The organism is Vibrio methylphosphonaticus, from assembly GCF_023634655.1.
Classification (GTDB): Bacteria; Pseudomonadota; Gammaproteobacteria; order Enterobacterales; family Vibrionaceae; genus Vibrio; species Vibrio methylphosphonaticus.
In genome coordinates, this window is the sequence record NZ_JAMKMS010000008.1 from 58,340 (window position 1) to 84,408 (window position 26,069).

At 44.3% G+C, this 26,069-nt stretch carries 23 protein-coding genes and 2 pseudogenes; 20 read left to right on the forward strand and 5 right to left on the reverse strand.

Features of this window, described 5'->3' with window-relative positions; all coding sequences use genetic code 11:
- The first annotated feature begins 248 nt into the window (after positions 1 to 248).
- The 4 genes from phnC (at position 249) to phnE (M9196_RS11145) (ending at position 3,949) form a co-directional block, all read left to right on the forward strand.
- Positions 249 to 1,088, forward strand: a complete 840-nt coding sequence (gene phnC / locus M9196_RS11130) for a phosphonate ABC transporter ATP-binding protein (RefSeq protein ID WP_250617622.1) — start codon at positions 249 to 251, stop codon at positions 1,086 to 1,088.
- Between the two features lie 66 nt (positions 1,089 to 1,154).
- On the forward strand, positions 1,155 to 2,078 hold the full coding sequence (gene phnD, locus M9196_RS11135) for a phosphonate ABC transporter substrate-binding protein (protein ID WP_250617623.1): 924 nt from the start codon (positions 1,155 to 1,157) through the stop codon (positions 2,076 to 2,078).
- 66 nt (positions 2,079 to 2,144) lie between these two features.
- Positions 2,145 to 3,065 carry a phosphonate ABC transporter, permease protein PhnE gene (gene phnE, locus M9196_RS11140; protein ID WP_250617624.1) on the forward strand — a complete coding sequence of 307 codons (921 nt, stop codon included), beginning with the start codon at positions 2,145 to 2,147 and terminating at the stop codon, positions 3,063 to 3,065.
- The gene (phnE, locus tag M9196_RS11145) at positions 3,062 to 3,949 is read left to right on the forward strand and encodes a phosphonate ABC transporter, permease protein PhnE (protein ID WP_250617625.1); all 888 of its coding nucleotides are present in this window, start codon (positions 3,062 to 3,064) and stop codon (positions 3,947 to 3,949) included. Before phnE (M9196_RS11140) ends, phnE (M9196_RS11145) begins: the two co-directional genes overlap by 4 nt.
- 193 nt (positions 3,950 to 4,142) lie before the next feature.
- On the opposite strand, the gene M9196_RS11150 is transcribed toward phnE (M9196_RS11145), so the two are convergent.
- On the reverse strand, positions 4,143 to 4,517 hold the full coding sequence (locus M9196_RS11150) for a hypothetical protein (RefSeq protein ID WP_250617626.1): 375 nt from the start codon (positions 4,515 to 4,517) through the stop codon (positions 4,143 to 4,145).
- A gap of 382 nt (positions 4,518 to 4,899) precedes the next feature.
- Between M9196_RS11150 and M9196_RS11155 the strand changes: the two genes are divergently transcribed.
- From M9196_RS11155 to M9196_RS23715, 4 genes and pseudogenes are all read left to right on the forward strand, one after another.
- Positions 4,900 to 5,460, forward strand: coding sequence for an HdeD family acid-resistance protein (locus M9196_RS11155; RefSeq protein WP_250617627.1), 561 nt, complete (start codon positions 4,900 to 4,902; stop codon positions 5,458 to 5,460).
- Positions 5,461 to 5,653: 193 nt separating this feature from the next.
- Entirely contained in the window at positions 5,654 to 6,310 is a 657-nt protein-coding gene (locus M9196_RS11160) for a Qnr family pentapeptide repeat protein (RefSeq protein WP_250617628.1), read from the forward strand.
- Positions 6,311 to 7,107: 797 nt separating this feature from the next.
- A pseudogene (locus M9196_RS23710) lies at positions 7,108 to 8,235 on the forward strand (FIST signal transduction protein); the annotation flags it as partial.
- Positions 8,236 to 8,256: 21 nt separating this feature from the next.
- Positions 8,257 to 9,051, forward strand: a complete 795-nt coding sequence (locus tag M9196_RS23715) for a methyl-accepting chemotaxis protein (protein WP_406707679.1) — start codon at positions 8,257 to 8,259, stop codon at positions 9,049 to 9,051.
- A gap of 112 nt (positions 9,052 to 9,163) precedes the next feature.
- Here M9196_RS23715 and M9196_RS11170 read toward each other — a convergent pair.
- The 3 genes and pseudogenes from M9196_RS11170 to aceB form a co-directional block, all read right to left on the reverse strand.
- Positions 9,164 to 10,123 (reverse strand): annotated as a pseudogene (locus tag M9196_RS11170) (FtsW/RodA/SpoVE family cell cycle protein).
- Positions 10,124 to 10,358: 235 nt separating this feature from the next.
- A complete protein-coding gene (locus tag M9196_RS11175) occupies positions 10,359 to 10,796 on the reverse strand; it encodes a GlcG/HbpS family heme-binding protein (protein ID WP_250617630.1) in 438 nt (145 codons plus the stop codon).
- 167 nt (positions 10,797 to 10,963) lie between these two features.
- On the reverse strand, positions 10,964 to 12,580 hold the full coding sequence (gene aceB, locus M9196_RS11180; RefSeq protein WP_250617631.1) for a malate synthase A: 1,617 nt from the start codon (positions 12,578 to 12,580) through the stop codon (positions 10,964 to 10,966).
- A gap of 313 nt (positions 12,581 to 12,893) precedes the next feature.
- Here aceB and gcl point away from each other — a divergent pair, with 313 nt between their 5' ends.
- From gcl to M9196_RS11215, 7 genes are all read left to right on the forward strand, one after another.
- Complete coding sequence (gene gcl, locus M9196_RS11185) at positions 12,894 to 14,669, forward strand: glyoxylate carboligase (RefSeq protein WP_250617632.1); 1,776 nt, start codon at positions 12,894 to 12,896, stop codon at positions 14,667 to 14,669.
- Positions 14,670 to 14,724: 55 nt separating this feature from the next.
- Positions 14,725 to 15,501, forward strand: coding sequence for a hydroxypyruvate isomerase (gene hyi, locus M9196_RS11190; RefSeq protein WP_250617633.1), 777 nt, complete (start codon positions 14,725 to 14,727; stop codon positions 15,499 to 15,501).
- A gap of 35 nt (positions 15,502 to 15,536) precedes the next feature.
- Positions 15,537 to 16,433 carry a 2-hydroxy-3-oxopropionate reductase gene (locus M9196_RS11195; protein ID WP_250617634.1) on the forward strand — a complete coding sequence of 299 codons (897 nt, stop codon included), beginning with the start codon at positions 15,537 to 15,539 and terminating at the stop codon, positions 16,431 to 16,433.
- Positions 16,434 to 16,787: 354 nt separating this feature from the next.
- The gene (locus M9196_RS11200; protein WP_250617635.1) at positions 16,788 to 17,414 is read left to right on the forward strand and encodes a TetR/AcrR family transcriptional regulator; all 627 of its coding nucleotides are present in this window, start codon (positions 16,788 to 16,790) and stop codon (positions 17,412 to 17,414) included.
- Positions 17,415 to 17,635: 221 nt separating this feature from the next.
- Entirely contained in the window at positions 17,636 to 17,788 is a 153-nt protein-coding gene (locus M9196_RS11205; RefSeq protein ID WP_250617636.1) for a hypothetical protein, read from the forward strand.
- Between the two features lie 229 nt (positions 17,789 to 18,017).
- Positions 18,018 to 18,779 (forward strand): regulatory protein RecX, encoded by a 762-nt coding sequence (locus tag M9196_RS11210; RefSeq protein ID WP_250617754.1) that lies wholly within the window; start codon positions 18,018 to 18,020, stop codon positions 18,777 to 18,779.
- A 100-nt stretch (positions 18,780 to 18,879) separates the two neighbouring features.
- A complete protein-coding gene (locus M9196_RS11215; RefSeq protein ID WP_250617637.1) occupies positions 18,880 to 19,137 on the forward strand; it encodes a YdcH family protein in 258 nt (85 codons plus the stop codon).
- A 267-nt stretch (positions 19,138 to 19,404) separates the two neighbouring features.
- Here the strand turns inward: M9196_RS11215 and cspE are convergent, their stop codons facing one another.
- Entirely contained in the window at positions 19,405 to 19,617 is a 213-nt protein-coding gene (cspE, locus tag M9196_RS11220; RefSeq protein WP_102468934.1) for a transcription antiterminator/RNA stability regulator CspE, read from the reverse strand.
- Between the two features lie 729 nt (positions 19,618 to 20,346).
- Here cspE and M9196_RS11225 point away from each other — a divergent pair.
- The 5 genes from M9196_RS11225 (at position 20,347) to M9196_RS11245 (ending at position 26,043) form a co-directional block, all read left to right on the forward strand.
- Complete coding sequence (locus tag M9196_RS11225) at positions 20,347 to 21,741, forward strand: hypothetical protein (RefSeq protein WP_250617638.1); 1,395 nt, start codon at positions 20,347 to 20,349, stop codon at positions 21,739 to 21,741.
- 206 nt (positions 21,742 to 21,947) lie between these two features.
- Positions 21,948 to 22,529 carry a TetR/AcrR family transcriptional regulator gene (locus M9196_RS11230; RefSeq protein ID WP_250617639.1) on the forward strand — a complete coding sequence of 194 codons (582 nt, stop codon included), beginning with the start codon at positions 21,948 to 21,950 and terminating at the stop codon, positions 22,527 to 22,529.
- A 145-nt stretch (positions 22,530 to 22,674) separates the two neighbouring features.
- Complete coding sequence (locus tag M9196_RS11235) at positions 22,675 to 23,706, forward strand: NADP-dependent oxidoreductase (protein WP_250617640.1); 1,032 nt, start codon at positions 22,675 to 22,677, stop codon at positions 23,704 to 23,706.
- A gap of 89 nt (positions 23,707 to 23,795) precedes the next feature.
- Positions 23,796 to 24,413: a glutathione S-transferase family protein gene (locus M9196_RS11240; RefSeq protein WP_250617641.1), complete on the forward strand. Its 618-nt coding sequence runs from the start codon at positions 23,796 to 23,798 to the stop codon at positions 24,411 to 24,413.
- 337 nt (positions 24,414 to 24,750) lie between these two features.
- Positions 24,751 to 26,043: an alpha/beta fold hydrolase gene (locus tag M9196_RS11245; protein ID WP_250617642.1), complete on the forward strand. Its 1,293-nt coding sequence runs from the start codon at positions 24,751 to 24,753 to the stop codon at positions 26,041 to 26,043.
- Positions 26,044 to 26,069 lie beyond the last annotated feature (26 nt).

Consider the following 26,069-nt stretch of genomic DNA (forward strand, 5'->3'; position numbering starts at 1 on the left):
TGATTTCTCGGTATGTTGTCATGAGTTATTGAGATATTTGGTTGACGTAGTCAACAATTGTCGGGTTGTTGGTTGATTTAGTCAACTATTTTATCGGGAAGGTTGGCTTTTTGCTCAATGTCGCAGAGCAAAATATTGAAGTCGTCTATTGATAACGTTCACACCATAGTCATAAAAACATCGAAAAACCGTCAACTATTTGCGTTGAAATAGCAGTCAAATAAATGAAGGTGATTCGGAGAAACGTTATGGCGATGATTGCGCCGGACCTGACCGTTGTCAGTGAAACGAGTAATGTAGTCACACCCCTATTAGGGCGTAAGGTGCTGGAGACTCGAGCACTTACCAAGTCGTATCAAGACGACAAAGTGGTGCTAGATGGCATAGATTTTACGCTGCATGCCGGTGAGTTTGTCGCGGTTGTTGGCCGTTCTGGTGCGGGTAAGTCAACGTTATTGCACACCCTTAACGGCACAATTACGGCGACAAGCGGTGAAATCTTAAATGTTCACAAAGACCAATCTACGGATAACGTTTTGTCGATGACTCGCAAGGAGCTTCGTGATTGGCGAACACATTGTGGCATGATTTTTCAAGATTTCTGTCTCGTTCCCCGCCTTGATGTAATCTCAAATGTATTGCTTGGACGCCTTAGTCACACTTCAACATTTAAGTCGTTATTTAAAGTCTTTAGCGATGAAGATCGAGCAGAAGCCATTCATTTGTTGAAGTGGTTAAACATGCTGCCTTATGCACTTCAACGAGCAGAAAATTTGTCGGGAGGGCAGCAACAACGTGTCGCCATCTGTCGTGCCATGATGCAGAACCCAAAAATTTTGCTGGCGGATGAGCCGGTTGCATCTCTCGATCCCAAAAACACCGTAAGAATTATGGAAGCGTTGCAAAAAGTCAGTAATGACGGCATTGCCGTGATGGTGAACCTTCATTCCATTGAATTGGTTCAGCAGTACTGCACGCGTGTCATTGGTTTAGCAAAAGGGCGAGTGATATACGACGGACATCCGTCCGGTCTTAATGATGATGTTTTACATCGATTGTACGGTGATGAACTCGATCAGGTTGGCTGATCATTAATATTCTCCTGCTGGCCGCTATATCGGTTAGCAGCGATCACAATAAACAAGGAAGAAACTATGAATAAGCTCTTGTCAGTCGGTTGTGCCATTGCGGCAGCCCTTTCTTTTAACGCACAGGCGTCAGCACCAAATGAAATTAACCTCGGCATTTTAGGTGGGCAAAATGCGGCAGCACAAATTGGTGATAATCAGTGTGTCGCAACGTTCTTCCATAAAGAGTTGGGCGTAAAGACGAACATACGAAATTCAACGGACTATAACGCCGTCATTCAGGGGCTGCTGGGCGAAAAAATTGATCTCGTGATTAACATGTCGCCTAAGTCTTATGCGGAAATCTACCTAAATGATCCTAACGCTGTCGATCTGGTGGGTATTACCGTGGATAACAGTGATGACTCGCGTGGCTATCACTCGGTTATTCTGGTTAAAGAGGACAGCCCATATCAGTCTATTGACGACCTTAAAGGCACCGCTTTTTCATTCGCAGATCCAAACTCTACGTCTGGGTTTCTTATTCCTAACAATCAGTTGGAGACTCGCTTAGGCGGAAATATGGATAATAGCTTCAATAACTATTTTACATCCGTTAGCTTTTCCGGCGGCCATGAGCAAGACATTGTTGGTGTACTTAATGGACAGTTTGATGCTGCGGTAACTTGGTCGTCAATGCTAGGCGATGCTAAGCAAGGCTATACCGCGGGTGCACTACTGCGTTACATGAGTCACGATCCTAAATTGATGGATAAAATCCGCATTATTTGGGAGTCCCCCCTAATTGCCAACGGACCGACAATTGTCAGCAACAAACTCGAACCTCAGTTTAAAGAGGATTTGGTTGCTGCAGTGAAGAAGCTCGCCGAAGAAGATAATGAGTGCTTTAGTAAGGCCGCTGGTGGGCAGTTGCACCTTGCTGACACAAGTGTTGCAGAGTATCAGTCGATCATCGATTTGGTGAAAGCGACTAAGTTTGCTCAGAGATAATACGTTTTTCAACAATAATTCGTTTCAGCCACGATAACGTATTTCCCCACCTATAGCGGGGCAGGAATGGATTTAGATCCTGACCTCGCTACTCATTTTTGGTTTAACATCATGTTGTTTGAACACTATTACCAACAGATTCGCCGTAAGCAGAAAATGGACGCATTCATGTGGTCTGCCATGTTTATGGTGTTGTATCTTATTTCCGGGCATTTTGCCGAGTTTAGTCTTGGTCAAATTATTCACAATGCCCCCGCGCTTTTTGACTATATCTTGGATACGGTTCCGAATCTGTCTTGGGATGTTTTGTTTGCCGGGCGAGATGAAGCTGGTCACGCGGTGCCTGGCTCTCTAATCTATTGGGGCTATCGGTTACCTATTCAGCTTCCGCTGCTTTGGGAGACGCTGAATGTGGCAATGGCCGCGACACTTGTGTCGTCGATTATCGCGATTATTCTGGCTTTCCTCGCGGCAGGTAACGGTTATGCGCCGCCATCTGTTCGTATGGCTGTGCGCGCTTTTGTCGCGTTTCTGCGCACTATGCCAGAGTTGGCGTGGGCGGTCATGTTTGTGATGGCTTATGGTGTGGGCACGTTTCCGGGATTTGTCGCGTTGGCGCTGCATACGGTTGGAAGCCTAACCAAACTTTTCTATGAATCCATTGAAACCGTCTCCGATAAACCGATTCGTGGGTTAACGGCCGCAGGAGCGAGCCCGTTGCAGCGTGTAAGGTTCGCATTCTGGCCTCAGGTTAAGCCGATTGTTCTCTCTTATGTCTTTTTACGGTTTGAAATTAACTTTCGCTCGTCGACCATTCTAGGTTTAGTGGGCGCGGGGGGCATTGGGCAAGAATTAATGACGAATATTAGTTTGGGTCGTAATGACCAAGTCAGTATGACATTGCTGCTCATCATTATGGTTGTTGCCTTGATTGATATGTTGTCTGGGTTTTTACGCAAGCGAGTTATCAGCGGAGAGATCAAATGAGTACGTTAACGCTACAACAAGTAAAACAAGAAAATAAAGAAATCTTCGCAAGCCAAGGGCGTTATTTACGCGTCATCATTATCGCAGCCTTGGCTGTTGTGGTTTATTACCTGACATTTTTTGCATTTTTCGGCGTAACACAACAGCAGTGGCATATGGGCAACAGCAAAATTAGTAGTTATTTTGTGCATATGTTTATTTGGCGCGATTTTTGGAATTGGCCGTTTGCGTATTACTTTTCTCAGATTGGCATCACGCTAGCGATTGTACTAGGTGGCACGTTAACTGCGTCTGTTGTGGCTCTGCCACTCTCATTTTTCGCGGCACGTAATTTTATGACAGGGCCTTTTGCGATTATCGCTATTTTTATTAGACGCATATTTGATGTGCTTCGTGGTGTCGATATGGCGATTTGGGGGATGATTTTTGTCCGTGCGGTTGGACTGGGTCCACTCGCTGGCGTAATGGCGGTCTTTATTCAAGATCTTGGATTGTTTGGTAAGTTATTTGCCGAGAGTCATGAAGCCGTCGATCGAAAGCCAACTAGGGGCTTAACTTCACTAGGCGCGAATCATATACAAAAGCATCGCTTTGGGATTTTTACCCAATCATTTCCGACCTTTTTAGCGCTCACTTTATATCAGCTAGAGTCGAATACTCGCTCAGCAGCGGTACTGGGTTTTGTTGGTGCGGGGGGAATCGGGTTGGTTTATGCAGAAAATATGCGCTTGTGGAACTGGGATGTGGTGACGTTTATTACTTTGCTACTGGTGGTCATCGTTATGGCTATGGATAAGGTATCGAGCATGCTGCGTCAGAAGTACATTATTGGCGAGAACATCCCATTATTTGATAGTAATTCGTCGTATGGAAAAAGGTCTTAAGTGTAGCCTTTAACATCCAACATGTCAGTTGGCGCACGTAAGCTCGACGATAAAGAATAGAGAACCTCTGCAAAGAATAGAGAACCTCTGCGCAAATAAGTAACCGTAAGGCTTAAAAGGCTGGAACAGGGAGTACCTTGTTCCAGCCTTCTTCTATTTTTGCGTCGGTCTATTGGTCTTGGGAAATGAAGCGCTACTGCGTTTCTTTCATCGCAGAGATAACCGAAGGATCATTGAGAAGATTGAACAGTAGGCTCTTAGCGGAGGAGCGTTGTGCGTCGGAGAGCATTTTCTTTGGGTTCTCTCTAGACTGAGTCAGGATGTTTTTGACAAATCGACTGTTGGTGCCGGAGAGCTCATACACATAGCGCAGCGTATCGAGTAATTCATCTTGAGCCAGACTATAAACGGCCATTTCACAACTCAGGTTGTCCATAGACAGAAAGTTGTTCACGATGACTTGGCGCTCGGCGTTAAACTTCTCTTTGGCTTCAAAGGCATCAATCAAAGCTTGAACCCTATCAGCTATCGCGACAGGTACTTCCATTGTCTTTGTTTCATGAGTCATTATTGATTCTCCTTTTCTAACTGGGACTAACCACCGCCGCTTAGCGTGGCAATGTCTATTCCTGGTGGCTTTTGATGAGAAGCGCTTAGCCGCATTTCATCTGATTCTACTGCCCCAAGTTTACGCTGTAGTTGCTAATTCATCATCTACTTTAGGGAGATTATGAGGGAATGCAATGGATATCCTTTGAATTACTATCGTTTGTTTTCATTAAGGGCGCAATAGGCGATAACCCAAACAACTAATGATGCTTTTATGATCATGAACCAATTAAGTTTTTACGACTTTTCCGTTTGTAATCCAGCGCTCTCATTTTACCAACGACATTATTTTCTTGAACTAGACTCATTATGTAATTTCTGCATATGTTAAGAGGCGCTTAATGGAAAATTCGAATCAATCCCCACGCTCTGATTTTTTGTCAAAAGGTTGGAAATATTTCGTCATCGTCGGGCTTATTATTTCGTTGGCAGGAATAGGAGCGATGAGCTTGCCAATACTTGCTGGTGTGACAATTTCAACCATTATTGGCGCGGTGCTCCTTTTTAGTGGTTTAGTACAGGCTTACCATACTTTGTCTATTCATTCGTGGAAGGACAAATTATGGTATGTCTTAAGTGCTGTACTGTATATCGTTGGTGGTTTATTTATTCTCTTCAAACCACTTGCTGGGCTAGTGACTATTACCATGCTCATGGTAATAGTCATGATTCTAAATGGTCTAACTCGAGTGTTTTTTGGTCTTGGCAATCAAGGTTTACCTAGCAGAGGCATCATTATTGCGAGTGGTTTACTTTCGGTAGCGATTGGTGGGTACTTTTTTTTATTACTCGACGACCCGGCATTCTCGACCGCACTGTTGGGGACGTTTATAGGGATCTCGTTATTAATTGAAGGTATCAGCTTTGTGTTATTAGGTATGAAACTAAAAAGGCTCTCTTAGCCCCGAAGAGCTCAGAAATTATTTTCAAAACCCGCTCGTATTAACGAATGAAAGCCCCTAGCTTAAACGGCTCGCTAGGGGCTTTAAATTGGCGATTTTGGTGCATGTTAAGCTGTTGATTATAATGGTTTTCTATTTCTATGAAATCAGATGGTCGGATGTTAGTCTTCTTCTGTAAGTAGGAGCACTTAACATGATTTTGAAAAATAAACATTTCGAACACCACGATTTTTCTAACCAAGACCTGTCTGATCATCAGTTTGAACACTGTCAGTTTACTCATTGCGACTTTTCTAGAGCCGATCTACGCGATAGCGCGTTTATTCACTGTAAATTTGTTGAGACGACAGATCTAACAGGGTGCCACTTTGATTACGCAAACTTGAAAGACGCCAGTTTTAAGCAGTGTCAAATGGCCATGTGTAACTTTGAAGGCGCTGACTGCTTTGGGCTTGAGCTTCGCGAGTGTGATTTAAAAGGCGCCAATTTTTCACGGGCTCGATTTGCCAATCAAGTGAGTTACAAAATGTACTTTTGCTCAGCCTATATCACCGACTGTAATCTGTCTTACACTAACTTCGAGCGCGCGGTTATTGAAAAATGCGATTTGTTCGAAAACCGTTGGGTAGGCGCTAACTTTCAAGGTGCGTCATTTACAGGTTCAGACTTGAGCCGAGGTGTGTTTTCCCCTGATGCATGGTCTCAGTTTCGTTTTCAAAATGCTAACTTGTGCCATGTTGATTTAGAAGGGTTGGATCCGCGACGAGTTGACTTGACGGGTGTGAAAATTTGCTCGTGGCAGCAAGAGCAATTGCTAGAACCACTTGGGCTGGTCGTGATGCCTGATTAAGGCCATCGCATTTAGTCTTTAATGTCGCAGGCATTAAAGACTGGTATTGTCATGGCGTTCCCAGAGTTTGAGTTTAAAAGAGAACAAAGGGCAATAGTAATGCTTGGATAGCGAGCGCTTAGGGTGCTGCCCTTTAATCAACCCAAATTAGACAGTCCTCCTCGTGAAAACGAGGATCTACCAGACCGTATGACTCACTTAACGTAGAAATGAATTACCAAGTGTACGTTTGCAATACGCTGGTGAAGCTTGCCTTTTTCTAGAAAATGACGGCTATTTTTGTGCGCTAACATTTGCTCTGTACGTTGTCATTACTGAGGGACCTTAAAGTGTGGGCTTTGGGTTGGTGACTTGTGGTGTGTCCTTTCATTTCTATTAACTTAATTGTATCAATTGGTAACTAAAATAATCTCTGAAAATAATAATAATTTCCCGCGCAAATAAATCATTAGTGTGTAATTCTCACGGTGAATGGGTGGTGGTGGTGAGGTATTTTTAATGCTTGTTCACTAAGAGGTAAATTAACAGGTTGTTATTAAAGATTTTTATTATTTTGTCGCTTAGTTATAGATGCGTTGAGCTTATCTAAGAAGGTAATATATAGAATGATATATTTTTTAATAGTAAATAAATCAATCCATACGGTAAAGGTGGGAGTTGATTATACATCTTGCTTTATAAGGTGATGTGCTTAATATTAAATGTGTCAATGTATATTGATCAATTTGCTGTTCTATATTTTAGGGAATCGAATGTTGTTCAAGTTTCGGAAAAAAAACATGGATATGAATAAATCCATGAACGACGAAGTAATAAAAGTTGTTAACCTTGACGTGGTATCGGTGTCGTCATTGGATTCGAGTGATTTATTGTTTAATGGTAACAAGCCAGTATTCGGGGTTGGCTTTGTTCCTCATGGCCATGATCTTAGCCAGCTCCACCGTGTGCTCAGTCGAATGGTGGACGGACCTTTAATTCTTACCTCTACGGCGGGTGAATTATCTTCTAGTCATAACAACTTGTATTTAGACACGGGTCAAACCAAAACCATGGTACTTCAGCTGTTTTCAGCGGAACTTATTGGGAGGGTCGATACTCATACAATGCCATTACCTTGTGATGATATTCAACGTGGCGTTAGCCATGCACAGCCTTCAGCTCGTGTTCTGGAAATCGAAAAGCATCTCGACAATATTCAGTTAGCGTTCCCACTGGACCCTCGCGACTGTTTTTCAATGACGCTGGTAAATGGTCTGACAAACAGTGAAAATTGGCTGATGGAAGCGGTGTATCAATCGGGGAAGTTCCCGGTCCCCTTTGTTGGCGGCACTTCCGCAGGAAGCTTGAACTTTGATAGTGCGCCTTTTCATGATGGAACATCAGTGCGCCATCAGCACGCTTTGTTGTGTTTTATTAAGCTCAACCCTGAGTATCAATTCCAGCTATTTAAAACACAAAACTTTGAGCCAGTAGGGCGCTCTTGGTTAATTGGTGATGCTAATCCGTCTTTGCGTTACGTGACTGGTGTATTGTCTGCGACAACCATGGAAATACAAGGTTTTCTCAGCGAGCTTGCGAGTCATTTTCGTTGTCGAGTCGATCAGGTTGAACAGTCTTTATCGGACTATACCTTTGCGGTAAAAGTGCAAGGTGAGTATTTCGTACGTTCGGTTGCTAATATTGATATATCGGAAGGAAAGGTCCATTTTTATTGTGATACTCCATTAGGAACTGAACTGCATTTAATGCGAAAGACGGCGTTTGTTGAACAAACGAATAAAGATTTTGTTAGACAGTTAATTAATGAAGATGAACTGGTTGGTGGTATTTTATTCGATTGCATCCTGAGGCGATTAAATAATAGCCGGGAATTGAATAATCTCAGTAACTTTAACTCGCTTCCTGTCGCGGGATTTTCTACTTTTGGTGAGCTGTTTGGGGTAAACATTAATGAAACCTTGAGTGCCATTTTCTTTAGTCGACGTAGGGAAGGTGTGGAACAAGCTCACGGTCAATTTGTTACCGATTATGCTTCTTACGCTAATTACTTCTCGCAACTGAAGCTACGCTCCAATGAACTGATGATGCGTATTCAAGAGCGCTCACTCTCAGATTCCATCAAGGCGATGAGTGTTGCAAATAAATCCAGTGAACTGACTCAAAATTCCATTAGCTACATTGACCACATTGGCAGCAACTCTTCGGCGCTGTCGGCAGATACCAATCAATTTAGTGGCACCGTGCGATCACTAGAAAGCGAAGTGTCTGCGTTGCAGAAAAATATTACCTCAGTGGAGAAGGAAGCGGAAAGTCTGCGCAGTGTATTGTCGATCATTGATAAAATTGCCGATCAGACTAACCTGTTAGCGCTTAATGCCAGTATTGAGGCCGCAAGGGCAGGTGAGTACGGTCGTGGCTTTGCCGTGGTTGCCGATGAGGTGCGTAATTTGGCGAAAAGCACCCAGCAGTCATTGGATAATTCTCGATCGAGCGTTAATGCTCTGTTTGAACAAATGGACACGATTGCCGATGTGGTAAAGACCGTAGGCCAGCATATGCACGATGCGACAGAAAAAACCGAATCGATCGCGGTTGCTATCCAAGACATCGACAGCCTAGCCCGTGATACCAATCGACTGCTCGAAAATAGCCATAATATCTCAACCGAACTACAACAGATGGAAGCAAGAGCGCAGCAACACCAGCAAGATGTGGAAACCATTCGCAATCAAGTGGGTTAGTGTCTCAGGAGAATAGGTCAGCACGCCGGTGTGGGATTATAAATTTGAGAAATAAACAAGGTGATGGGGCTACGTTATAACGGTCAACTCGGTGACATTGATCGTTATAGCACTAAGTGAATCGCGATGGTGCTCGACACAGGGACATAATAATCCCAAAGTAGGTGCCTTGGGTGATCATAGCGGTTCCACCATAACTAAAATAAGGCAGTGGGCTGCCCATAACGGGGAGTAATCCACTAACCATGCCGGTGTTAATAAAGGCGTACAGGAAAAAGCTCAACGCTAACGAACCACAAACCAGTCTGCCAAAGGCGTGATGGCAATTGTACGAGATCCACAGTGTACGCAGCCGACAAATTCCCATTCTTCTGCATAGGAACAATGGGAATTTGTCGGTATGACTTTCGGGAATAAACCCCAGTGCGCTTTGCGTGGTATTCGCCCAACCTTTACCCGTTATCTCACCAGATCCAATGGCGATATGTGATTGGATAATTTGATAGCCAGCCCCTAACGGGTCACTTTCTGGATTCAGGAATTGCAGCATTCGCTTCTTCTGATAGGTCTCAATAACGAAGAGCCATAGCAGTGGAATGAGAGTGGCAATTAAGCCAACAAAGCCGCCAATAATCTTCCAACTCATGCCTGCAAAATACAGCACAAACACCATGTAAATGACGCCATCGAGATCCGGTTGAACAAATATCAATCAGGTCGGAACGGCAGTGAGCAGTAATGCGTAGAAAATTCGGGTGCCGGTCGCTCGCTCGCCATCTCTTTGTACAAACCAAACCATCATCATAGGGATGGCCAGTTTAACTAGTTCGGAGGGCTGAAAACGAAAGCCTGCGATGAGAGCCATTCGTCTGTCGCCAGCGAACACCACTGCCACGAGCAGGCTCACGGTGACCAAATATAGGTAAGGTGAAAAGCGGCGATATTGTTTCGCGGGGATGGCCGACATAATGACAATACAAGCTAACGAAATAACGCATCGAATGAGGTGGTTAGTAATCACAGATTCACTGAATCCACTGGCGCTCCATATAGCGATGGTGCTAAGCAGCATGAGCGCCAAAATAGCTATTACAATGGATAAATCAAGTTGAGGGAACAGGTACTTGTTCAATTTATTGCCCGGTGAAGTGGCACGAATATGGCCACAACTATTAACAATTAAGGGACATTAACAATTTAGCCACGGTAAAAATGTGAATCTATTGCTTGTACATTGACAGGTCAGTCAATTTGCATAAAAAGGTGCTCGATGAGCACCTTTTTCTTTATTGAACCATAACCGTGATTTAACTCGGCCGTTCATCACAATATAAATTGGCATAGTCGATGCCAGTTAAGGCACAACTCTCATCGAGATCGGATAAGTCGCCACTGACGCCTATTGCCCCAACCACCGTTTTTTCCGCATCTCGAATCAATAACCCGCCAGGCACGGGTACCATATTGCCATGCGCGAGCACGTTAATAGCTGAAATAAAGGCTGGCCTGGAATCGGCATCTTGTGCCAATTTTCTGGAGGAGCAACCAAGCGCTAGCGCTCCCCAAGCTTTAGCAATCGCTATGTCAGGTCGCATCATACTTGAGCCATCTTGTCGCTGCAGGGTAATGAGTTTTCCACCACTGTCGAGAACCGCGACCGTGAGTGGTGCACTGTGGCTTTCTTCTCCTGCGCCGAAAGCGCCATCTGTAATGGTCAGTGCTTGCTTAAGCGTTAAACTTCCCATGTCAATCTCCTAGTTTTATCGCGTTTATCGTGGTGCTACTCACTATTGAAAGATGGCATCAAGAAAGTGGCATGAAGCAGTTCCTGCATTGCATGCCTACTTTTCGAATCGCTTTAATGGTCACTAACGTGGAGTGTCGAGCGTTTGATCATTAAAGCGGTTGGCTCCTACAGCAGTTGATAGCTTGGAAGGGTCAGGAAGTTAGCGAATGTCTTTGCCGTTGATAGTTCATAAAAAAGGTCAGCTGTTTCAACAAAACGACCAGCAGCATAGCGTGTCTCGCCAACTTCCTGTTTGATAGTGTGCAGTTCTTCATAGAGCCAGCGATGGAAGAGTGCTTGAGTGAACACTTGTCCATCATCTAGCGCTATTGCATGGTGGATCCATTGCCAAAGGTTGGCTCTTGAAATTTCAGCGGTGGCGGCATCTTCCATTAATCCGTATATCGGCACGCAGCCATGCCCTTGAATCCAAGCTTCAATGTAGTACAACGCAATGCGAATATTTTTTCTGACCCCTGCCTCATCTCGAGTGCCTGTGCAAGGGGTGAGTAATTGCTTGGCATCAATGGTATGTGTAGGGCTAGGGAAATGGATTTGATTTGGCTGCCCCTTAAGATGTTCGTTAAAAGTCGACATGGCTAAATCAACCAATGCAGGGTGCGCCACCCAAGTACCATCATGGCCATTGAGCACTTCACGTTGTTTGTCGTCAATAACCTTGCGCGTCACTGTCGCCATTTCTTGGGGGTCTTTTGATGGGATAAATGCAGACATGCCTCCCATAGCAAGTGCGCCTCGCGCGTGGCAAGTTCGAACTAATAATTGGCTGTAGGCTTTAAGAAAGGCTTGATCCATACCGATGCCATGTCGGTCTGGTAGGATTTTGTCGGCGTGGTTTTTTAAGGTTTTGATGTAGCTAAATATGTAGTCCCAGCGCCCACAGTTCATTGCCACAATATGGTGTCGCATGACATAGAGGATTTCATCCATTTGGAATACGGCTGGCAATGTTTCTATGAGCACGGTGGCGCGAATGGTGCCCGTGGGGACATTAAAATAACGTTCAGTGAAGCAAAATATGTCATCCCACCACTGAGCTTCTTCCATGGTCTCTAGTTTAGGAAGGTAGTAATACACACCTTGTCCTTTTGCTGCGCGAGTTTGGTAGTTATGGAAAAAATACAAAGCAAAATCCATCAGGCAGCCAGGAATAGCTCGCTGCTCAAACCGAATGGACTTTTCGGGTAAGTGGAGACCACGAGGGCGAGCAATAAGTAACGCCGGTTTGGTGTCTAATGTGTAATTCTTTGCTTTAGCTTGATCGTAATAATTGATCGTGCCCAAGTTGGCGTCGCGCAGATTGATTTGTCCTTCAACCATATTTTCCCATGTTGGTGACGACGCATCTTCAAAACAACACATAAAGACTTTGGCACCAGAGTTGAGAGCATTGATAACCATTTTTCGCTCAACGGGGCCGGTAATTTCAACACGCCGATCAAGCAGCTCCTGAGGTGGTGGAGTGATTTGCCACGTTTTATCATCACGAATAGCTTTAGTATCCGAGCGAAAATCAGGCGTGACGCCTTGATCATATTGCGCTTGCATGGTTTCACGTTGTCCAAGTAGGGCATCACGTCGTTGGCCAAATTTATCGACTAACGAGGATAAGAAGCACAGCGCGCCATCGGATAAAATGTCTTGGTATCCTTGCGGTAAAGTCGTACCCACCACTTGGATACTGTGCATCGTTGTTTCTTCCTTCACGTTATTTATTGTCATTACTCGTCTCCTTTAAACAATGTCTTTTGATTTTGTATACAAAAGTACATTAATTAATCTACTTATATTTTAATTTGTGTGAACAATCAAAGGGTATTTAACAATTATTTTTCATTAAAAATGTAGGAAAATTATTTTTATATAAAGATAGTTAATGTAAAGCTATGTGGGTAAGGGCTTGTGTGGTTAGTGATCACTTAGTGCCAATGCTCTATGTTGCAAAAATGTAGATTTTTGACTTGCGATATCTCCAATATGATTCATAGTACACAAAACAATATTAAATTGTATACAATCTGAATTGGAGAGTAACATGGCGAAGATGAAAGCTATTGAAGCGGCGGTAGAAGTATTAAGAAGAGAAGGGGTAACCATCGCCTTTGGTGTACCGGGAGCGGCAATCAACCCTATGTACGCTGCCATGAATAAACTTGGCGGGATTGAGCATATTTTGGCGCGGCATGTTGAGGGAGCGTCTCATATGGCAGAGGGCTATACGCGAACTGAACAAGGTAATATTGGTGTTTGTATTGGTACATCTGGTCCCGCGGGCACCGATATGATTACCGGACTGTACTCCGCGTCGGCAGACTCTATACCTATTTTGTGCATTACCGGACAAGCGCAACGCGCGCGTCTGCATAAAGAAGATTTTCAGGCGGTTGATATTGAATCGATCGCGAAACCCGTCACTAAGTGGGCAACTACTGTGTTGGAGCCTGCGCAAGTTCCCCGCGCTTTTCAGCAGGCATTTCACTTAATGCGTTCAGGTAGACCAGGACCAGTATTAATTGACTTGCCATTAGACGTGCAGTTAGCTGAAATTGAATTTGATATCGACACCTATGAACCACTGACACCTTATAAACCGGTGGCCACTCGTCCACAGATTGAAAAAGCAATGGAAATGATGTGTGCGTCATCCAACCCGCTGATTGTGTCTGGAGGTGGTGTTATCAATGCGGGCGCTTCAGAGTTGCTACAACAGTTTGCTGAAATTACTGGGGTACCGGTCATACCTACGCTCATGGGGTGGGGATCTATCCCAGACGATCATGAACTAATGGCGGGCATGGTGGGTTTGCAAACCGCCCACCGCTACGGCAATGAAACCATGTTAGCCTCAGACTTTGTTTTCGGTGTGGGTAACCGCTTTGCCAACCGTCATACCGGATCAGTTGATGTCTATACCGAGGGTAGAAAGTTTGTGCATGTTGATATTGAACCCACTCAAATAGGGCGAGTCTTTTGCCCTGACCTCGGTATTGTTTCTGATGCCAAAGCCGCGTTGGAAATGATGGTTGAAGTGGCACGCGAATGGCGCGATGCAGGAAGGCTGCCAGATCGAAATCAATGGGTAAGTGAGTGCCAGCAGCGTAAAGCCACCATGTTACGGAAAACGCATTACACCGAAGTCCCCATCAAACCCATGCGAGTTTATGAAGAGATGAATAAGGTGTTTGGTCGTGACACCTGCTACGTCAGTACCATCGGTTTGTCGCAGATAGCTGCGACGCAGTTTCTTCATGTTTATAAACCACGTCATTGGATTAACTGCGGTCAAGCGGGACCTTTAGGCTGGACAGCACCTGCCGCGCTAGGTGTTAAAGCGGCAGATCCAACACGCGACGTTGTGGCGATATCAGGGGATTATGATTTCCAATTTATGATGGAAGAGCTCGCCGTAGGGGCGCAGTTTAATTTGCCATACATCCATGTGTTGGTGAATAACTCGTATTTAGGGCTGATTCGTCAAGCGCAGCGACAATTCGATATTGATTACTGTGTCCAACTGGCTTTTGAGAACCAAAATGCTCCCGAGCTTAATGGCTACGGCGTTGATCATGTAACCGTAGTACAAGGCTTAGGTTGTAAAGCCATTCGAGTCACTGATCCCGAACAGATGCAAGCCGCTTTCTTGCAAGCGCAAGAATTAATGAAAACTCACCGAGTCCCCGTTGTTGTTGAAGTCATCTTAGAGCGTGTGACGAACATTGCGATGGGAGTGGAAATTAATGCCATTAATGAATTTGAAGCCCTATCTGAATCGATAACGGATGCGCCTACCGCATTACCTCGTCATCAGTGATATTGCATTGGATTGCGTTAACGCACTAAGAAACTAAGACATTAAGGAACAGACAATGGCTAAATTTGCTGCAAACTTATCGATGTTATTTACCGAATTGGACTTCATGGCGCGGTTCTCTGCCGCGTCAGATGCGGGGTTTGACGGGGTGGAGTACCTCTTTCCTTATGGGGAGTCGGCCAAGGAGATTAAACAACAGCTTGACCAACATAACTTAGAACAAGTGCTGTTTAATTTACCCGCGGGTGATTGGGACGCGGGGGAGAGAGGGATAGCGGTTGATCCAAACAGAGAAAACGAATTTCAGGCGGGTGTACCACTGGCGATAGAATATGCCAAGGCGCTTGGCTGCAAACAGGTGAACTGTCTTGCCGGTATTGTGCCTAATGGTGTATCGGAAGAACAAGCGAGAAGCACTTTTATTCGTAATTTGCGTTTTGCCGCCCAAGCATTGGAAGTGCAGGGCATCGTTCTGGTCATTGAGGCGATAAATACACGAGACATCCCAGGCTTTTTCCTCAATACCACCGAGCAAGCTAACGACATTATTGAGCAGGTCGGCAGTGATAATTTGCATCTGCAATACGACATCTATCACATGCAGATCATGGAGGGCGATTTAGCCCCGACAATACAAAAAAACCTCGCGCAGATCGCACACATACAACTTGCTGATAACCCGGGTCGACACGAGCCGGGTACCGGTGAAATTAATTATACCTACTTGCTTAATTATCTCGATGACATTGGCTATCAAGGTTGGGTTGGCTGTGAATATAAGCCACAAACCACGACTCAAGCAGGCTTAAATTGGTTAAATGAGTACCGCTAGGTTGCATTAAACGACGACAACGTTAAGGAGAACAAATGATGAAAGTGGCATTTATTGGTACAGGGATCATGGGTAAACCCATGGCAGAAAATCTGCAAAAAGCAGGGTACAAATTGATTTTTTCTGATCACTTTAATGCACCGCCCGCAGAGCTCGTTGCCGCAGGTGCTCAAGTCTGTCATTCGCCAAAAGAAGCGACATTACTGGCTGATGTCGTCATCATTATGGTGCCAAACACACCGCAAGTAGAAGCCGTGTTGTTTGACGACAATGGCGTAGAGCAGGGTCTGGCTCAAAGCCGTGATGAAAAACTGGTGATAGATATGAGTTCCATCTCGCCGATGGCAACCAAGTCCATTGCTAAACGCGTGAAGGAAAGCGGTGCTCAATATCTCGATGCGCCAGTATCTGGCGGGGAAGTAGGCGCCATCAACGGTACGCTAAGTATTATGGTTGGTGGCGACCAAGCCGCATTTGATGCCGCCCGTCCATTATTTGAAGTGATGGGGAAAAACATTACCTTAGTTGGAGATAATGGAGCGGGTCAAACCTGTAAAGTTGCCAACCAAATTATCGTCGCACTTAATATTGAAGCGGTGTCTGAAGCCTTGGTGTTTGCGTCTAAAGCCGGCGCAGATCCCGCACGGGTACGTCAAGCCCTACTCGGTGGCTTTGCAAGCTCAAAAATATTAGAGGTGCATGGCGAGCGTATGGTGGAAGGCACCTTTAGCCCGGGCTTTAAGATTGCGCTGCACCAAAAAGACCTTAACCTTGCTTTGACCGGGGCGGAAGAGCTGCAAGTTGCGCTTCCCAATACCCAGACTGCATTAACGTTATTTGATGAATGTGCCGCGATGGGAGGACAAGAGTGGGATCACTCCGCGCTGATTAAGGCGATAGAGCAGCGCTCTGAGCATGATATTCGTCGTTGAGGGTAATGATACATCAGTTCCGCACGCGCCCTTATTTCTTAGTAGAGTTTGAGTATAAGGGTTTCAATCGCGTAGTTTCGTCTCCTTTTATACGCGTTCCCGTTCCTGCTCAATCAATAGTGAAACGTCTTTATAGCAAAGGCATTTACGTCAACAGGCATTGATTTGAGTCGTAGCGGGATTTTTTCCCTCACCCTAATTTAGGGGGTATATTCTCTAGTTAGAATCGGTGCTAGATAGTTGTAATACCAAATTATTTTGTGCGTTGATGTCTAGGATGCTTTTTATATCTCTTGGATTTCTGTTACTAAATCATTACCATGAAACACGAATAGTCGGTATGCAGGAAAAGCAATGTCACGGATAAGACGAAAGAATCAGGACTTGATCATCGAAGTTGCCAGTGAGCAGTTTGCCACGCATGGCTATGCCGCAACCACGATGGCCGATATTGCCAAAGCGGCTGACATTCCTAAGCCCAATGTTTTCTATTATTTCAGTTCTAAAGACAAATTGTATTGTGCGGTATTAGAAACCGTGACTAAACCTTTGTTGGAAGCTTCTCGCCCCATTGAAGAGTTAGATAACCCTGTTGAAGCATTAAGCCAATATATTCGAACTAAGTTGACGATTTCACGCGACCACTCACACGCTTCACGTGTATTTGCTAGCGAAGTGATGTCTGGCGCAAAAGTGCTGCCAGAGGGCATTCGAGAGCAGCTTTTCAAACAATCTCAGATGATCATCAATAAATTTACAGCCTGGTCTGAACAAGGGCTAATGGAGCGTGTTCCCCCTCATCATCTAATGTTCACCATCTGGGCAGCCACACAAACCTACGCCGATTTCAGCTGGCAAATCGGCAGTGTGATGGATAAGCCGACGCTCAGCGATGAGGATTATGAGCAAGCGGCATCATTTTTAACGCAACTTGTAATTCAAGGGTGCGGGGTGAAAAGTAGCCAATCTTTGATGGTTTAATGATGAGTGATGTAACCGCTACTTAGAGCGTTAGAAAGCGCCGTTTTACTCAGCCAGCTTAACTTTCAAGGCAGAGATCAATCGAGAATAAACGATCCACCACGAAATAAGATTCTTTAATCGAAACGACAAATAATCTGATTAGTCCACAGGGTACTGGTCTGGTTTAATGCGCGCATAAATGTTGTTCATTTTTTATTTGTTTATTTCAAGGTGTATACATGTTCGCAATTGATGATCTAGTAGTAGCAACGAAAGGTGTGGATTTGGGTCAAATGGTAGTAGTTGGCACAAGCGCTGGCGGTCACTACGTTCACGTTAAAGTGGATGGCGCGACGCTGACTTACCCAGCACGTGACCTTCAAAAAGCATAATTGTTAGCGTATTTGATTTTAAAAGGCAGCCTTCAGGCTGCCTTTTTCATTTTTGGGGTAAAGAAAAGCGTTTTAGTTATGACTATTGGGTATCTTACGCTAAGTTGGGTGAAGGGTTGTGGTGACACGACCTAGATTGATCTTCATTGAGCGAAATGGATAACTAGGATGATTAAATTTGAGTAACGATCGAAACCCAATAAAAAAAGCAACGCGAATTGAAAGCGTGATGAATTCAGCCTTGTGGCACCTTGGTCGCCAAGACATGACGCAAAGCGAGTTACTGAGTAAGTTGCGAGTCAAAACAGACAATGAAGAATGGATCGCAGACACAATGGCCAAGCTGCAAGACTTTGGCTATTTAAAGTCAGACAAAGATTTTGCGCTGCAATTTATTGAGCGAGCATTTATGGGGGAGTATGGGTCCGGTTATATCGTTAAGAAATTGAAGGTTAAAGGGTTGCCAGACGCGCTTATTTTGGAATGTATCGATGTGGTAAAAGCAGACAAAGCCATTGATGAACAAACGATTTTGAATGATAGGGTAAACCACTATTATCAAGCATTCACGATGAGCAAAGAGAAATTGTTCACTACCTTGCAAAATCGCGGCTTTAGTTTTGCTCAGGTGAAAGAAGCGGTTAACCAACACGCCGATTCGGGTCAACTTCAATCTAAGTTGGAGATTAAGGCTCAAAAAGCCGACATCGAGAAAGAGATCTTAAAGCTGGCACGCAAAGGCAAAGGACTGATTGTGATTCGCCAAGAGCTGAGGCAAAGAAAGATTGATATTTCCGATCTAGAGATGGTGGTCAATCGTTTAACTGAGTCGGAACAGATTGATTTCTTTCAGCAATGCTTAGAGCAGTTAGAGAAGAAAGCTTACGATCTAACCAATCGTAAAGAACGCAGTAAAGCCTATGGCATGTTGAGCCGTAAGGGGTACTCCTCGGAAGAGATTCAATTTGCATTGAGTGAAGCGGAACAGTAAATCAACGGTCGAATAATGTTTGGCTTTGCGTTTTAAGACACATTTCTGCGCGCTGAGAACTTCTATACTCATAAATAATTAGCCGGAAGAGGGAATGCCAATGCTCAATGAAAATCATGCTTTTATTTTAGATTTTCCAGAACTCAAACTCGACATTGTTCAACTTAACCATGATGACCCGACATTTAAAGCTGACCTTCAACAGTACCATCAGCTTGATTATGATATTCGCCAGCTAGAAATTTCTGGTAGCCCAATCGACGATGAAAATATGCATATCCTTAAAGTGAAGCGAATGGCGCTTAAAGACAGCTTGCACAAGCAGTTAACAAAGCACCATGAACAAGCCAACCAGTAGAGTGATGAGGCTTCAGGCTTGATTCGATTACAGGAAATGGGTTAGGGATAGAGCGAAGCGTGGCGGGAGTAAGGGTTGCCTACTCTCGTTGCGTTATCAATCAACTTAGGTCTCGTATTCTGCGAATCAGACTTATATAACGTTCACAAAAGATATGTCATAAAAGAGACATCATAAAAAATACAACAGACACAAAAAAGGCCGCCAACGGCGACCTTTCACTAATTCGTTTGAGCATTCATTGAAGCGAACGCTCGTTGTGGCTAATTAGATAGCAACAACGTTGTTAGCTTGCAGGCCTTTTTGACCTTGCTCTACTTCGAAAGACACTTTTTGGCCTTCGTTTAGTGTTTTGAAACCTTCAGATGCGATAGCACGGAAATGTACGAATACATCATCGCCACCGTTATCTTGAGTTAGAAAACCGAAACCTTTAGTTTCGTTGAACCATTTTACTGTACCAGTTGTTGTGTTAGACATGTGATGCCCCTTATTCATTTGATTTAAGAAAAGTTCAATATCAACGAGCCATTATGGCATGTTAATTGGTTGAATTATATCATGTTACGCTTAAATAAAAGGGAAACGCCTAACTACAAAACCAGGGTTTAGTAGTGGAAGTTTTACTTGTACTCGATGCTGCATTTAATAACTCTCTGAACAACTGAGCGCTATAGTATAGATTGTTTACTTTTTGTACAGTCTTTTTTTTGCTTTTCTTTCATTTGTTGAAAATGACCATATCACTATTCTGTCATCATACATGGAAAGATGCGTGGTGATAGAGTAGTGATATGGTCGTGACATGAACCAGTAGCGACATGAACCAGCCGTGACAATGTTATATCGCTAACAAGACGTAAAGCTTCTAGCTGCGGTCTCTTCTTTACTGTTTTCTGAATAAGACAAGAATAGCCACAGCTTATTGTCAAAATACGGGATTATAACGTTATGGTGGGTAATATAAACACTCAATTATCACCACGCTATATTAATATTCTTTAGTATACTATCTTAATTCTAGTTCATTTATATGGTATAGAAACCTAACTAATAAGATACCATATTGATCTGTAATTAAATTGAATAATATATTTCATGGAGTTATTTGTAACTTATTGTTTCTGTTTGTGTTTGTTATTTTTAAAATATTGTTTTTTCTTGCAAAATATTGACGTTAAATTCACAAAGAAATATTTAAGGCAGAAAATGAAAAAAATATCTTACTTGGCGTTGTCAATTTCCACTCTACTATTAGCTGGCTGTGGCAGTGAGTCTGAATCACCGGGTGTTATTGTTGATGGTGAGAAATACACCGTCATTGATGGGTATATTAATAATGCGATGATTTGTGTAAAAGAACCCGTAAAAGAGCCACGTTCAGAGGCTGCGTGTGTTTATTCAACAACAACCAATTCAAACGGGGTATTCACCTTACCTAATCAATATAAAGGGTACTTGGTGACGGCGCATGTGGTAGGTGGCGTGTCTTCAGACAGCGATACCGTGGGGGTTAGCCCAAGAAGTTACTCGATGAGCGCGGCGGAAGGTGAAACTAATATCACGCCATTCTCAACGATGTCCGCTATGAGTGATGTGACCGATTTAGCCGATATTGCTGCCGAGTTGGGCGTGGAGGTTGAGGCCCTCACTCAAGACTACGTAGATGTAGATAACGGCAATGCTAAAGTGCACCTATACGCACGTACTCTTGCAAGTCAGCTTATGTATCAGGACGATGTGGATCAGAGTGAGTCATTGCTTAGTGTGGCTAAGGCGACAAAAGTATTAGTCGAGCAACTTGAAGGGCAAGATCCTAATATAGATTTCAGTGATATAACGGTCAATATCAAAAACGACGATGGTGGCAACCCTATCGCTGAAGATGTTCCACGCGTAAGTTCACTCGAGGACTTTTTAGAGCATAAAGTAGAAGGAGAGCCTGCACCTGTGTATGGGGCGAGCTTGAATTTTGCATATTTCGTAGGTGACGATGAAGGTGTACAAACGTTTTTGTATGAAGACGGCGTAGTCAAGCAATACAAAGAAGACGGTGCCCTTGATTTTACTGGCGAGTACACAATATCAGGTGATCAAGTGGAAGTGCGAGCCCATGACGAAAGTGAGACTGATCAGTTCATTTACGTCTCTAATGATATCGCGTTAGGTGTGCCAATCGGTGATCGCGATTTAGGTGTGACGGCACAAGAACCATTGATTAAAGATGGTCGTTTTAGTGACGATGAACTGGTCAACAAGACGCATTACTTCCTTGTTGATGAATCCGATAACAAGTCACCTGACCCGATGATGGTTAAGATTGAGTACGGCACAGAGAAGGCTACTCTTACTGATTTCAACCAAGAGAATGGCAAATTTGACGAAGTGTTTGGAACGGTATCTTATGAAATAAACGGTGAAGGTGCGGTGGTCATTAAGTTGACTGAATTAGGTGATGATACCGATACGGTGATGTTTAAGTCGATTGAAAATCAACATATGCTTGTGGGCTATGATGTGAATCACCAAACCTTTTCGCTTAACTTTTTTGATGAAGAATTTGCGATTGAAATTTACAAACGCTGGGCTGACTTAACAAAGTAATAACCACATTGTAATAACCGCATTTTGTTGATTAAGGTAAGGCACTTAGCCTTACCTTTTTTATGTCCTTCGCTTTCCAAACGCGAGGCCTTTTCATGTTGAGTTTAGCTTGTATGCAAGATAAGCGTGATTAACGTATCGATAAATTATCGCACACACCGCACCATAAACTAGACGACTGGTCTATTTTATAATAGGCTAGCCTCATGAACATAAAAACCAACGATACACGCCAGCATATTTTGGATGTCGGTTACCAATTAGTGGTAACGAAAGGCTTTACCAGTGTTGGCTTGTCTGAACTACTCAAAACCGCTGATGTGCCGAAAGGTTCGTTTTATCACTACTTCAAATCGAAGGAACAATTTGGCGAAGCGTTAATTGAAGACTATTTCCAACAGTATTTAGAACGCATCAATAGCATTCTAGAATTGGGGGAAGGCAGTGGGCTTGATCGCGTGTTAGCTTACTTTGGCCGTTGGCTAAGCGTTGAAGGTGGTAGCTGCAATGCCCACAAGTGCTTAGTGGTCAAACTCAGCGCAGAGGTGTCCGATCTCTCGACACCCATGCGAGAGGCCTTATTGTTTGGCGCTAATCGTGTCGTGGCAGCGATCGCCAAGTGCTTGCAAGAAGGCACTGAAGATGGCTCGATTAACGTGGTTGATAGCAAAAATACCGCGCAGGTTATCTATCAACTTTGGCTTGGCGCAAGCTTAATGAGCAAACTTACTCAAGATCAACTAGGGTTAGAGCAAGCGTTTATTACGACCAAACAGCTTTTGGTTTAACCCCTATACATTACCCGCCTAACGGGCTGTGTTCTCCAGATGATGGAGGGGCAGTAATAAGGCGGGATTTTTAGATATGCACACTAGACGACTGGTCTAATTCTATGAGCCAGATCGACTTAACCTGACATAAAGGAATAACATAATGACTCAAGTGACTAACCGCCGTGTTGTATTGGCTTCTCGTCCTGTTGGCGCACCGACGCAAAACGATTTTAGAATTGAGAATGCGGATACCCCAAGCATCGGTGACAATGAAATGCTACTTCGCAGTATCTATTTGTCACTTGACCCGTACATGCGTGGGCGCATGAGCGCAGCAAAATCATACGCAGATCCGGTAGAGATTGATGATGTAATGGTTGGGGCGACAGTGTGTCAGGTTGAGCAATCCAATAACCCTGATTTTCGAGTGGGTGAGTGGGTACTCGCTTATACAGGTTGGCAAGATTACGGTGTATCAAATGGTGAAGGTCTCATTAAGTTAGGTCAAAATCCGACGCACCCTTCGTTTGCATTAGGCATCATGGGTATGCCTGGTTTTACCGCTTATATGGGACTGCTTGATATTGGCGCACCGAAGGCGGGTGAAACCTTAGTTGTGGCGGCGGCGACCGGTCCGGTAGGCGCAACGGTTGGACAAATCGGTAAGCTGAAAGGGTGTCGCGTTGTTGGTGTGGCGGGGGGCGAAGAAAAATGCCGTTACGCAAAAGAAGTCCTTGGCTTTGATGAGTGTCTCGACCATAAAGCGGAAGACTTTGCTGAGCAACTGGCGGCGGCGTGTGACAAAGGCATTGATGTGTATTTTGAAAACGTAGGCGGTAAAGTGTTTGATGCGGTATTGCCGCTATTGAATACCGCAGCACGTGTCCCGCTGTGTGGGTTAGTGTCTCAATACAACGCGACCTCACTGCCAGAAGGGCCGGATCGCATGTCAGCGTTGATGGGGGCACTGCTTGTTAAGCGAATTAAGATGCAGGGCTTTATTATCTTTGACGACTACGCTCATCGTTACAATGAGTTTGCTCAAGATATGACGGCGTGGCTAGCAGAAGGGAAAATGCAATATCGTGAACACCTTGTCGATGGACTAGAGCAAGCGCCTGAAGCCTTTATGGGACTACTTGAAGGCAAAAATTTTGGGAAGTTAGTGATTCAAGTTAATCAACCGAAATAACACAGATATCAAACGCCTCGTATTCGGAATCACCAGTATGAGGCATGATATTACCGTGAAAAACGCCGAAACAGACACAGGGATATTTTATGATTACGCTCCATCATTTAAATAAGTCACGTTCTAAACGCATTATCTGGTTACTCGAAGAGTTGGGTGTGGAGTACCAAGTTAAGCCATACCAAAGAGACAGTGTGACATTTTTGGCACCGCCTGAGCTTAAAAGTATTCACCCACTGGGTAAGTCTCCGGTGCTACAAGACGATGGGTTGATTGTCACCGAATCGGGTGCAATTACTGAATATTTAATTGATACATATGGTCAGGGTGCCTTAGCGCCAAAGCGCGGCACGCGTGAATATACTGAGTATTCGCAATGGCTACATTTTGCCGAAAGCTCCGCCATGCTGCCGTTACTGTTAAAGCTGTTTGTTACTAAAGACGGCTGCAAAACCAACTTCTTAGCTGACTATGCCGACGCAGAAACGTTGAAGGTGCTGAGCTACTTCGATCAAAGCTTATCAGGAAAAACCTACTTGGTTGGCGATCGCTTAACAGGCGCTGACATCATGATGTCGTTTATCGTTGAAAACTTGGTGAACAATGGCTCGATAGTGCATTTTACAAATCTAGAGCGCTATGCCAAGCAACTTGCGACTCATGAAGCGTTTAATAAAGCGGATCAGGTGGAAGCTCGTCATTCGTAATGGGGTTATTTACCACGGTTTTCCCCTATACCAATTGATGCAGGTATGGGGGGATTTGCTCATTTTCCTATAGGTATTAAAGAAGCTAACCACGGCTTGTTTTGCTTCTTTTCCATCAGGGCTATGTCCTGAATTGCCAAAGTACGCCGCCTCTCCTTTTATTGATAGCCCCGCCGTGTATTCCATCTGTTGGGTGGGTTAACCCTCTCATCTCTGCAATGTCTTACAACATTCGCTTCCCCCTTTCCTGCAAAATTAATGGTAATATTTTTGGCTAAGTGTTGCTTTAGTTTACCAGGCAGCCACAAACACACGACGTGATAAAAAGGAAAGTGACGTGCAATCGAGCTTTATTGATGGAACCACGCTGTATCGCCAGCATACTTTTACCCTGCCGTTAAGTTATCAAGATGAGGGCGGTGAGCAGATCCAAGTCTTTGCTCGTGAACTTGTTGATTTGGGTAAAGACTGTCAAGATCTTCCTTGGCTGGTGTATTTTCAAGGTGGACCGGGTTTTCCTTCGCCTCGCGCAGGTGGCGAGTCGGGGTGGTTGAAACGTGCGCTACAAGAATACCGAGTGTTATTGCTAGACCAACGTGGTACAGGCAATAGTTCTGTGATTAATCAAGAATCCTTAGCGCACCTTAGCGCAGAGCAACAAGCTCATTACTTGTCACATTTTCGTGCCGACAATATTGTTCGAGACGCAGAAGCAATTCGTGAGCAGTTTGGCGTTAAACAGTGGGCAACGTTAGGGCAAAGTTTTGGCGGGTTTTGTACGCTAACGTATTTGTCCCTGTTTCCACAAAGTTTACTGCGTTGCTATGTGACCGGTGGGATCCCGTCCATTTCACGCCATGCCGATGACGTGTATCACGCAACCTATCAACGAGTAACCGACAAGAATAAGGCGTTTTTTGCTCAATTCCCTAAGGCTCAATCGATGTGTTGCGATATTGCGCAGTACTTGCTTGAAAATGACGTGATATTACCAAATGGTCAGCAATTTACCGTTGAGCAGTTTCAATTGATTGGTATTAATCTGGGGCGTGGTGGCGCCAATATGCCACTGTATTTGATGTTGGAGAGTGCCTTTATACAAGTGGCAGGGCAGAAGCAGTTGAGCTACAGCTTTTTGAATCAGATGCAGCAAGAGCAAGCTTATCTTACCAACCCTATCTATGCGATTTTGCATGAGTCGATCTACTGCCAAGGGACGGCATCTAATTGGTCTGCCCATCGAGTCCGCGATAAGTACTCGGTATTTAATTATCAGTCGGGACAAACATTTTGGTTTACTGGTGAAATGGTTTACCCATGGATGTTTGATCAATTAGAAACCTTAAAGCCATTGCGTGACGCCGCCCACTTATTGGCAAAGAAAGAAGATTGGTGTGAATTATATAACGCTGAAATACTGAGCCAGAATACCGTCCCCGTCGCTTGTGCGGTCTATGCGGATGACATGTATGTAGAGCTAAATTACAGCCGAGAAACGTTGGCTGAGCTTCCATTATCAAAAGCTTGGATTACTAATGAATATGAGCACAACGGGATTGGGGTAGACGGTGAACGTATTTTGGACCGTTTGATGACGATGGCAAAGGCGCTGGATAACTTGCCAAAGTAATCGTCTGTTAATCTACTCTCTGAGAG

Bases quoted from the DNA above. Each gene is read 5' to 3' on its own strand.
- phnC (WP_250617622.1), top strand. From the start codon at position 249: ATGGCGATGATTGCGCCGGACCTGACCGTTGTCAGTGAAACGAGTAAT.
- phnD (WP_250617623.1), top strand. From the start codon at position 1,155: ATGAATAAGCTCTTGTCAGTCGGTTGTGCCATTGCGGCAGCCCTTTCT.
- phnE (WP_250617624.1), top strand. From the start codon at position 2,145: ATGGATTTAGATCCTGACCTCGCTACTCATTTTTGGTTTAACATCATG.
- phnE (WP_250617625.1), top strand. From the start codon at position 3,062: ATGAGTACGTTAACGCTACAACAAGTAAAACAAGAAAATAAAGAAATC.
- M9196_RS11150 (WP_250617626.1), bottom strand. From the start codon at position 4,517: ATGACTCATGAAACAAAGACAATGGAAGTACCTGTCGCGATAGCTGAT.
- M9196_RS11155 (WP_250617627.1), top strand. From the start codon at position 4,900: ATGGAAAATTCGAATCAATCCCCACGCTCTGATTTTTTGTCAAAAGGT.
- M9196_RS11160 (WP_250617628.1), top strand. From the start codon at position 5,654: ATGATTTTGAAAAATAAACATTTCGAACACCACGATTTTTCTAACCAA.
- M9196_RS11175 (WP_250617630.1), bottom strand. From the start codon at position 10,796: ATGGGAAGTTTAACGCTTAAGCAAGCACTGACCATTACAGATGGCGCT.
- aceB (WP_250617631.1), bottom strand. From the start codon at position 12,580: ATGACAATAAATAACGTGAAGGAAGAAACAACGATGCACAGTATCCAA.
- gcl (WP_250617632.1), top strand. From the start codon at position 12,894: ATGGCGAAGATGAAAGCTATTGAAGCGGCGGTAGAAGTATTAAGAAGA.
- hyi (WP_250617633.1), top strand. From the start codon at position 14,725: ATGGCTAAATTTGCTGCAAACTTATCGATGTTATTTACCGAATTGGAC.
- M9196_RS11195 (WP_250617634.1), top strand. From the start codon at position 15,537: ATGATGAAAGTGGCATTTATTGGTACAGGGATCATGGGTAAACCCATG.
- M9196_RS11200 (WP_250617635.1), top strand. From the start codon at position 16,788: ATGTCACGGATAAGACGAAAGAATCAGGACTTGATCATCGAAGTTGCC.
- M9196_RS11205 (WP_250617636.1), top strand. From the start codon at position 17,636: ATGTTCGCAATTGATGATCTAGTAGTAGCAACGAAAGGTGTGGATTTG.
- M9196_RS11210 (WP_250617754.1), top strand. From the start codon at position 18,018: ATGAATTCAGCCTTGTGGCACCTTGGTCGCCAAGACATGACGCAAAGC.
- M9196_RS11215 (WP_250617637.1), top strand. From the start codon at position 18,880: ATGCTCAATGAAAATCATGCTTTTATTTTAGATTTTCCAGAACTCAAA.
- cspE (WP_102468934.1), bottom strand. From the start codon at position 19,617: ATGTCTAACACAACAACTGGTACAGTAAAATGGTTCAACGAAACTAAA.
- M9196_RS11225 (WP_250617638.1), top strand. From the start codon at position 20,347: ATGAAAAAAATATCTTACTTGGCGTTGTCAATTTCCACTCTACTATTA.
- M9196_RS11230 (WP_250617639.1), top strand. From the start codon at position 21,948: ATGAACATAAAAACCAACGATACACGCCAGCATATTTTGGATGTCGGT.
- M9196_RS11235 (WP_250617640.1), top strand. From the start codon at position 22,675: ATGACTCAAGTGACTAACCGCCGTGTTGTATTGGCTTCTCGTCCTGTT.
- M9196_RS11240 (WP_250617641.1), top strand. From the start codon at position 23,796: ATGATTACGCTCCATCATTTAAATAAGTCACGTTCTAAACGCATTATC.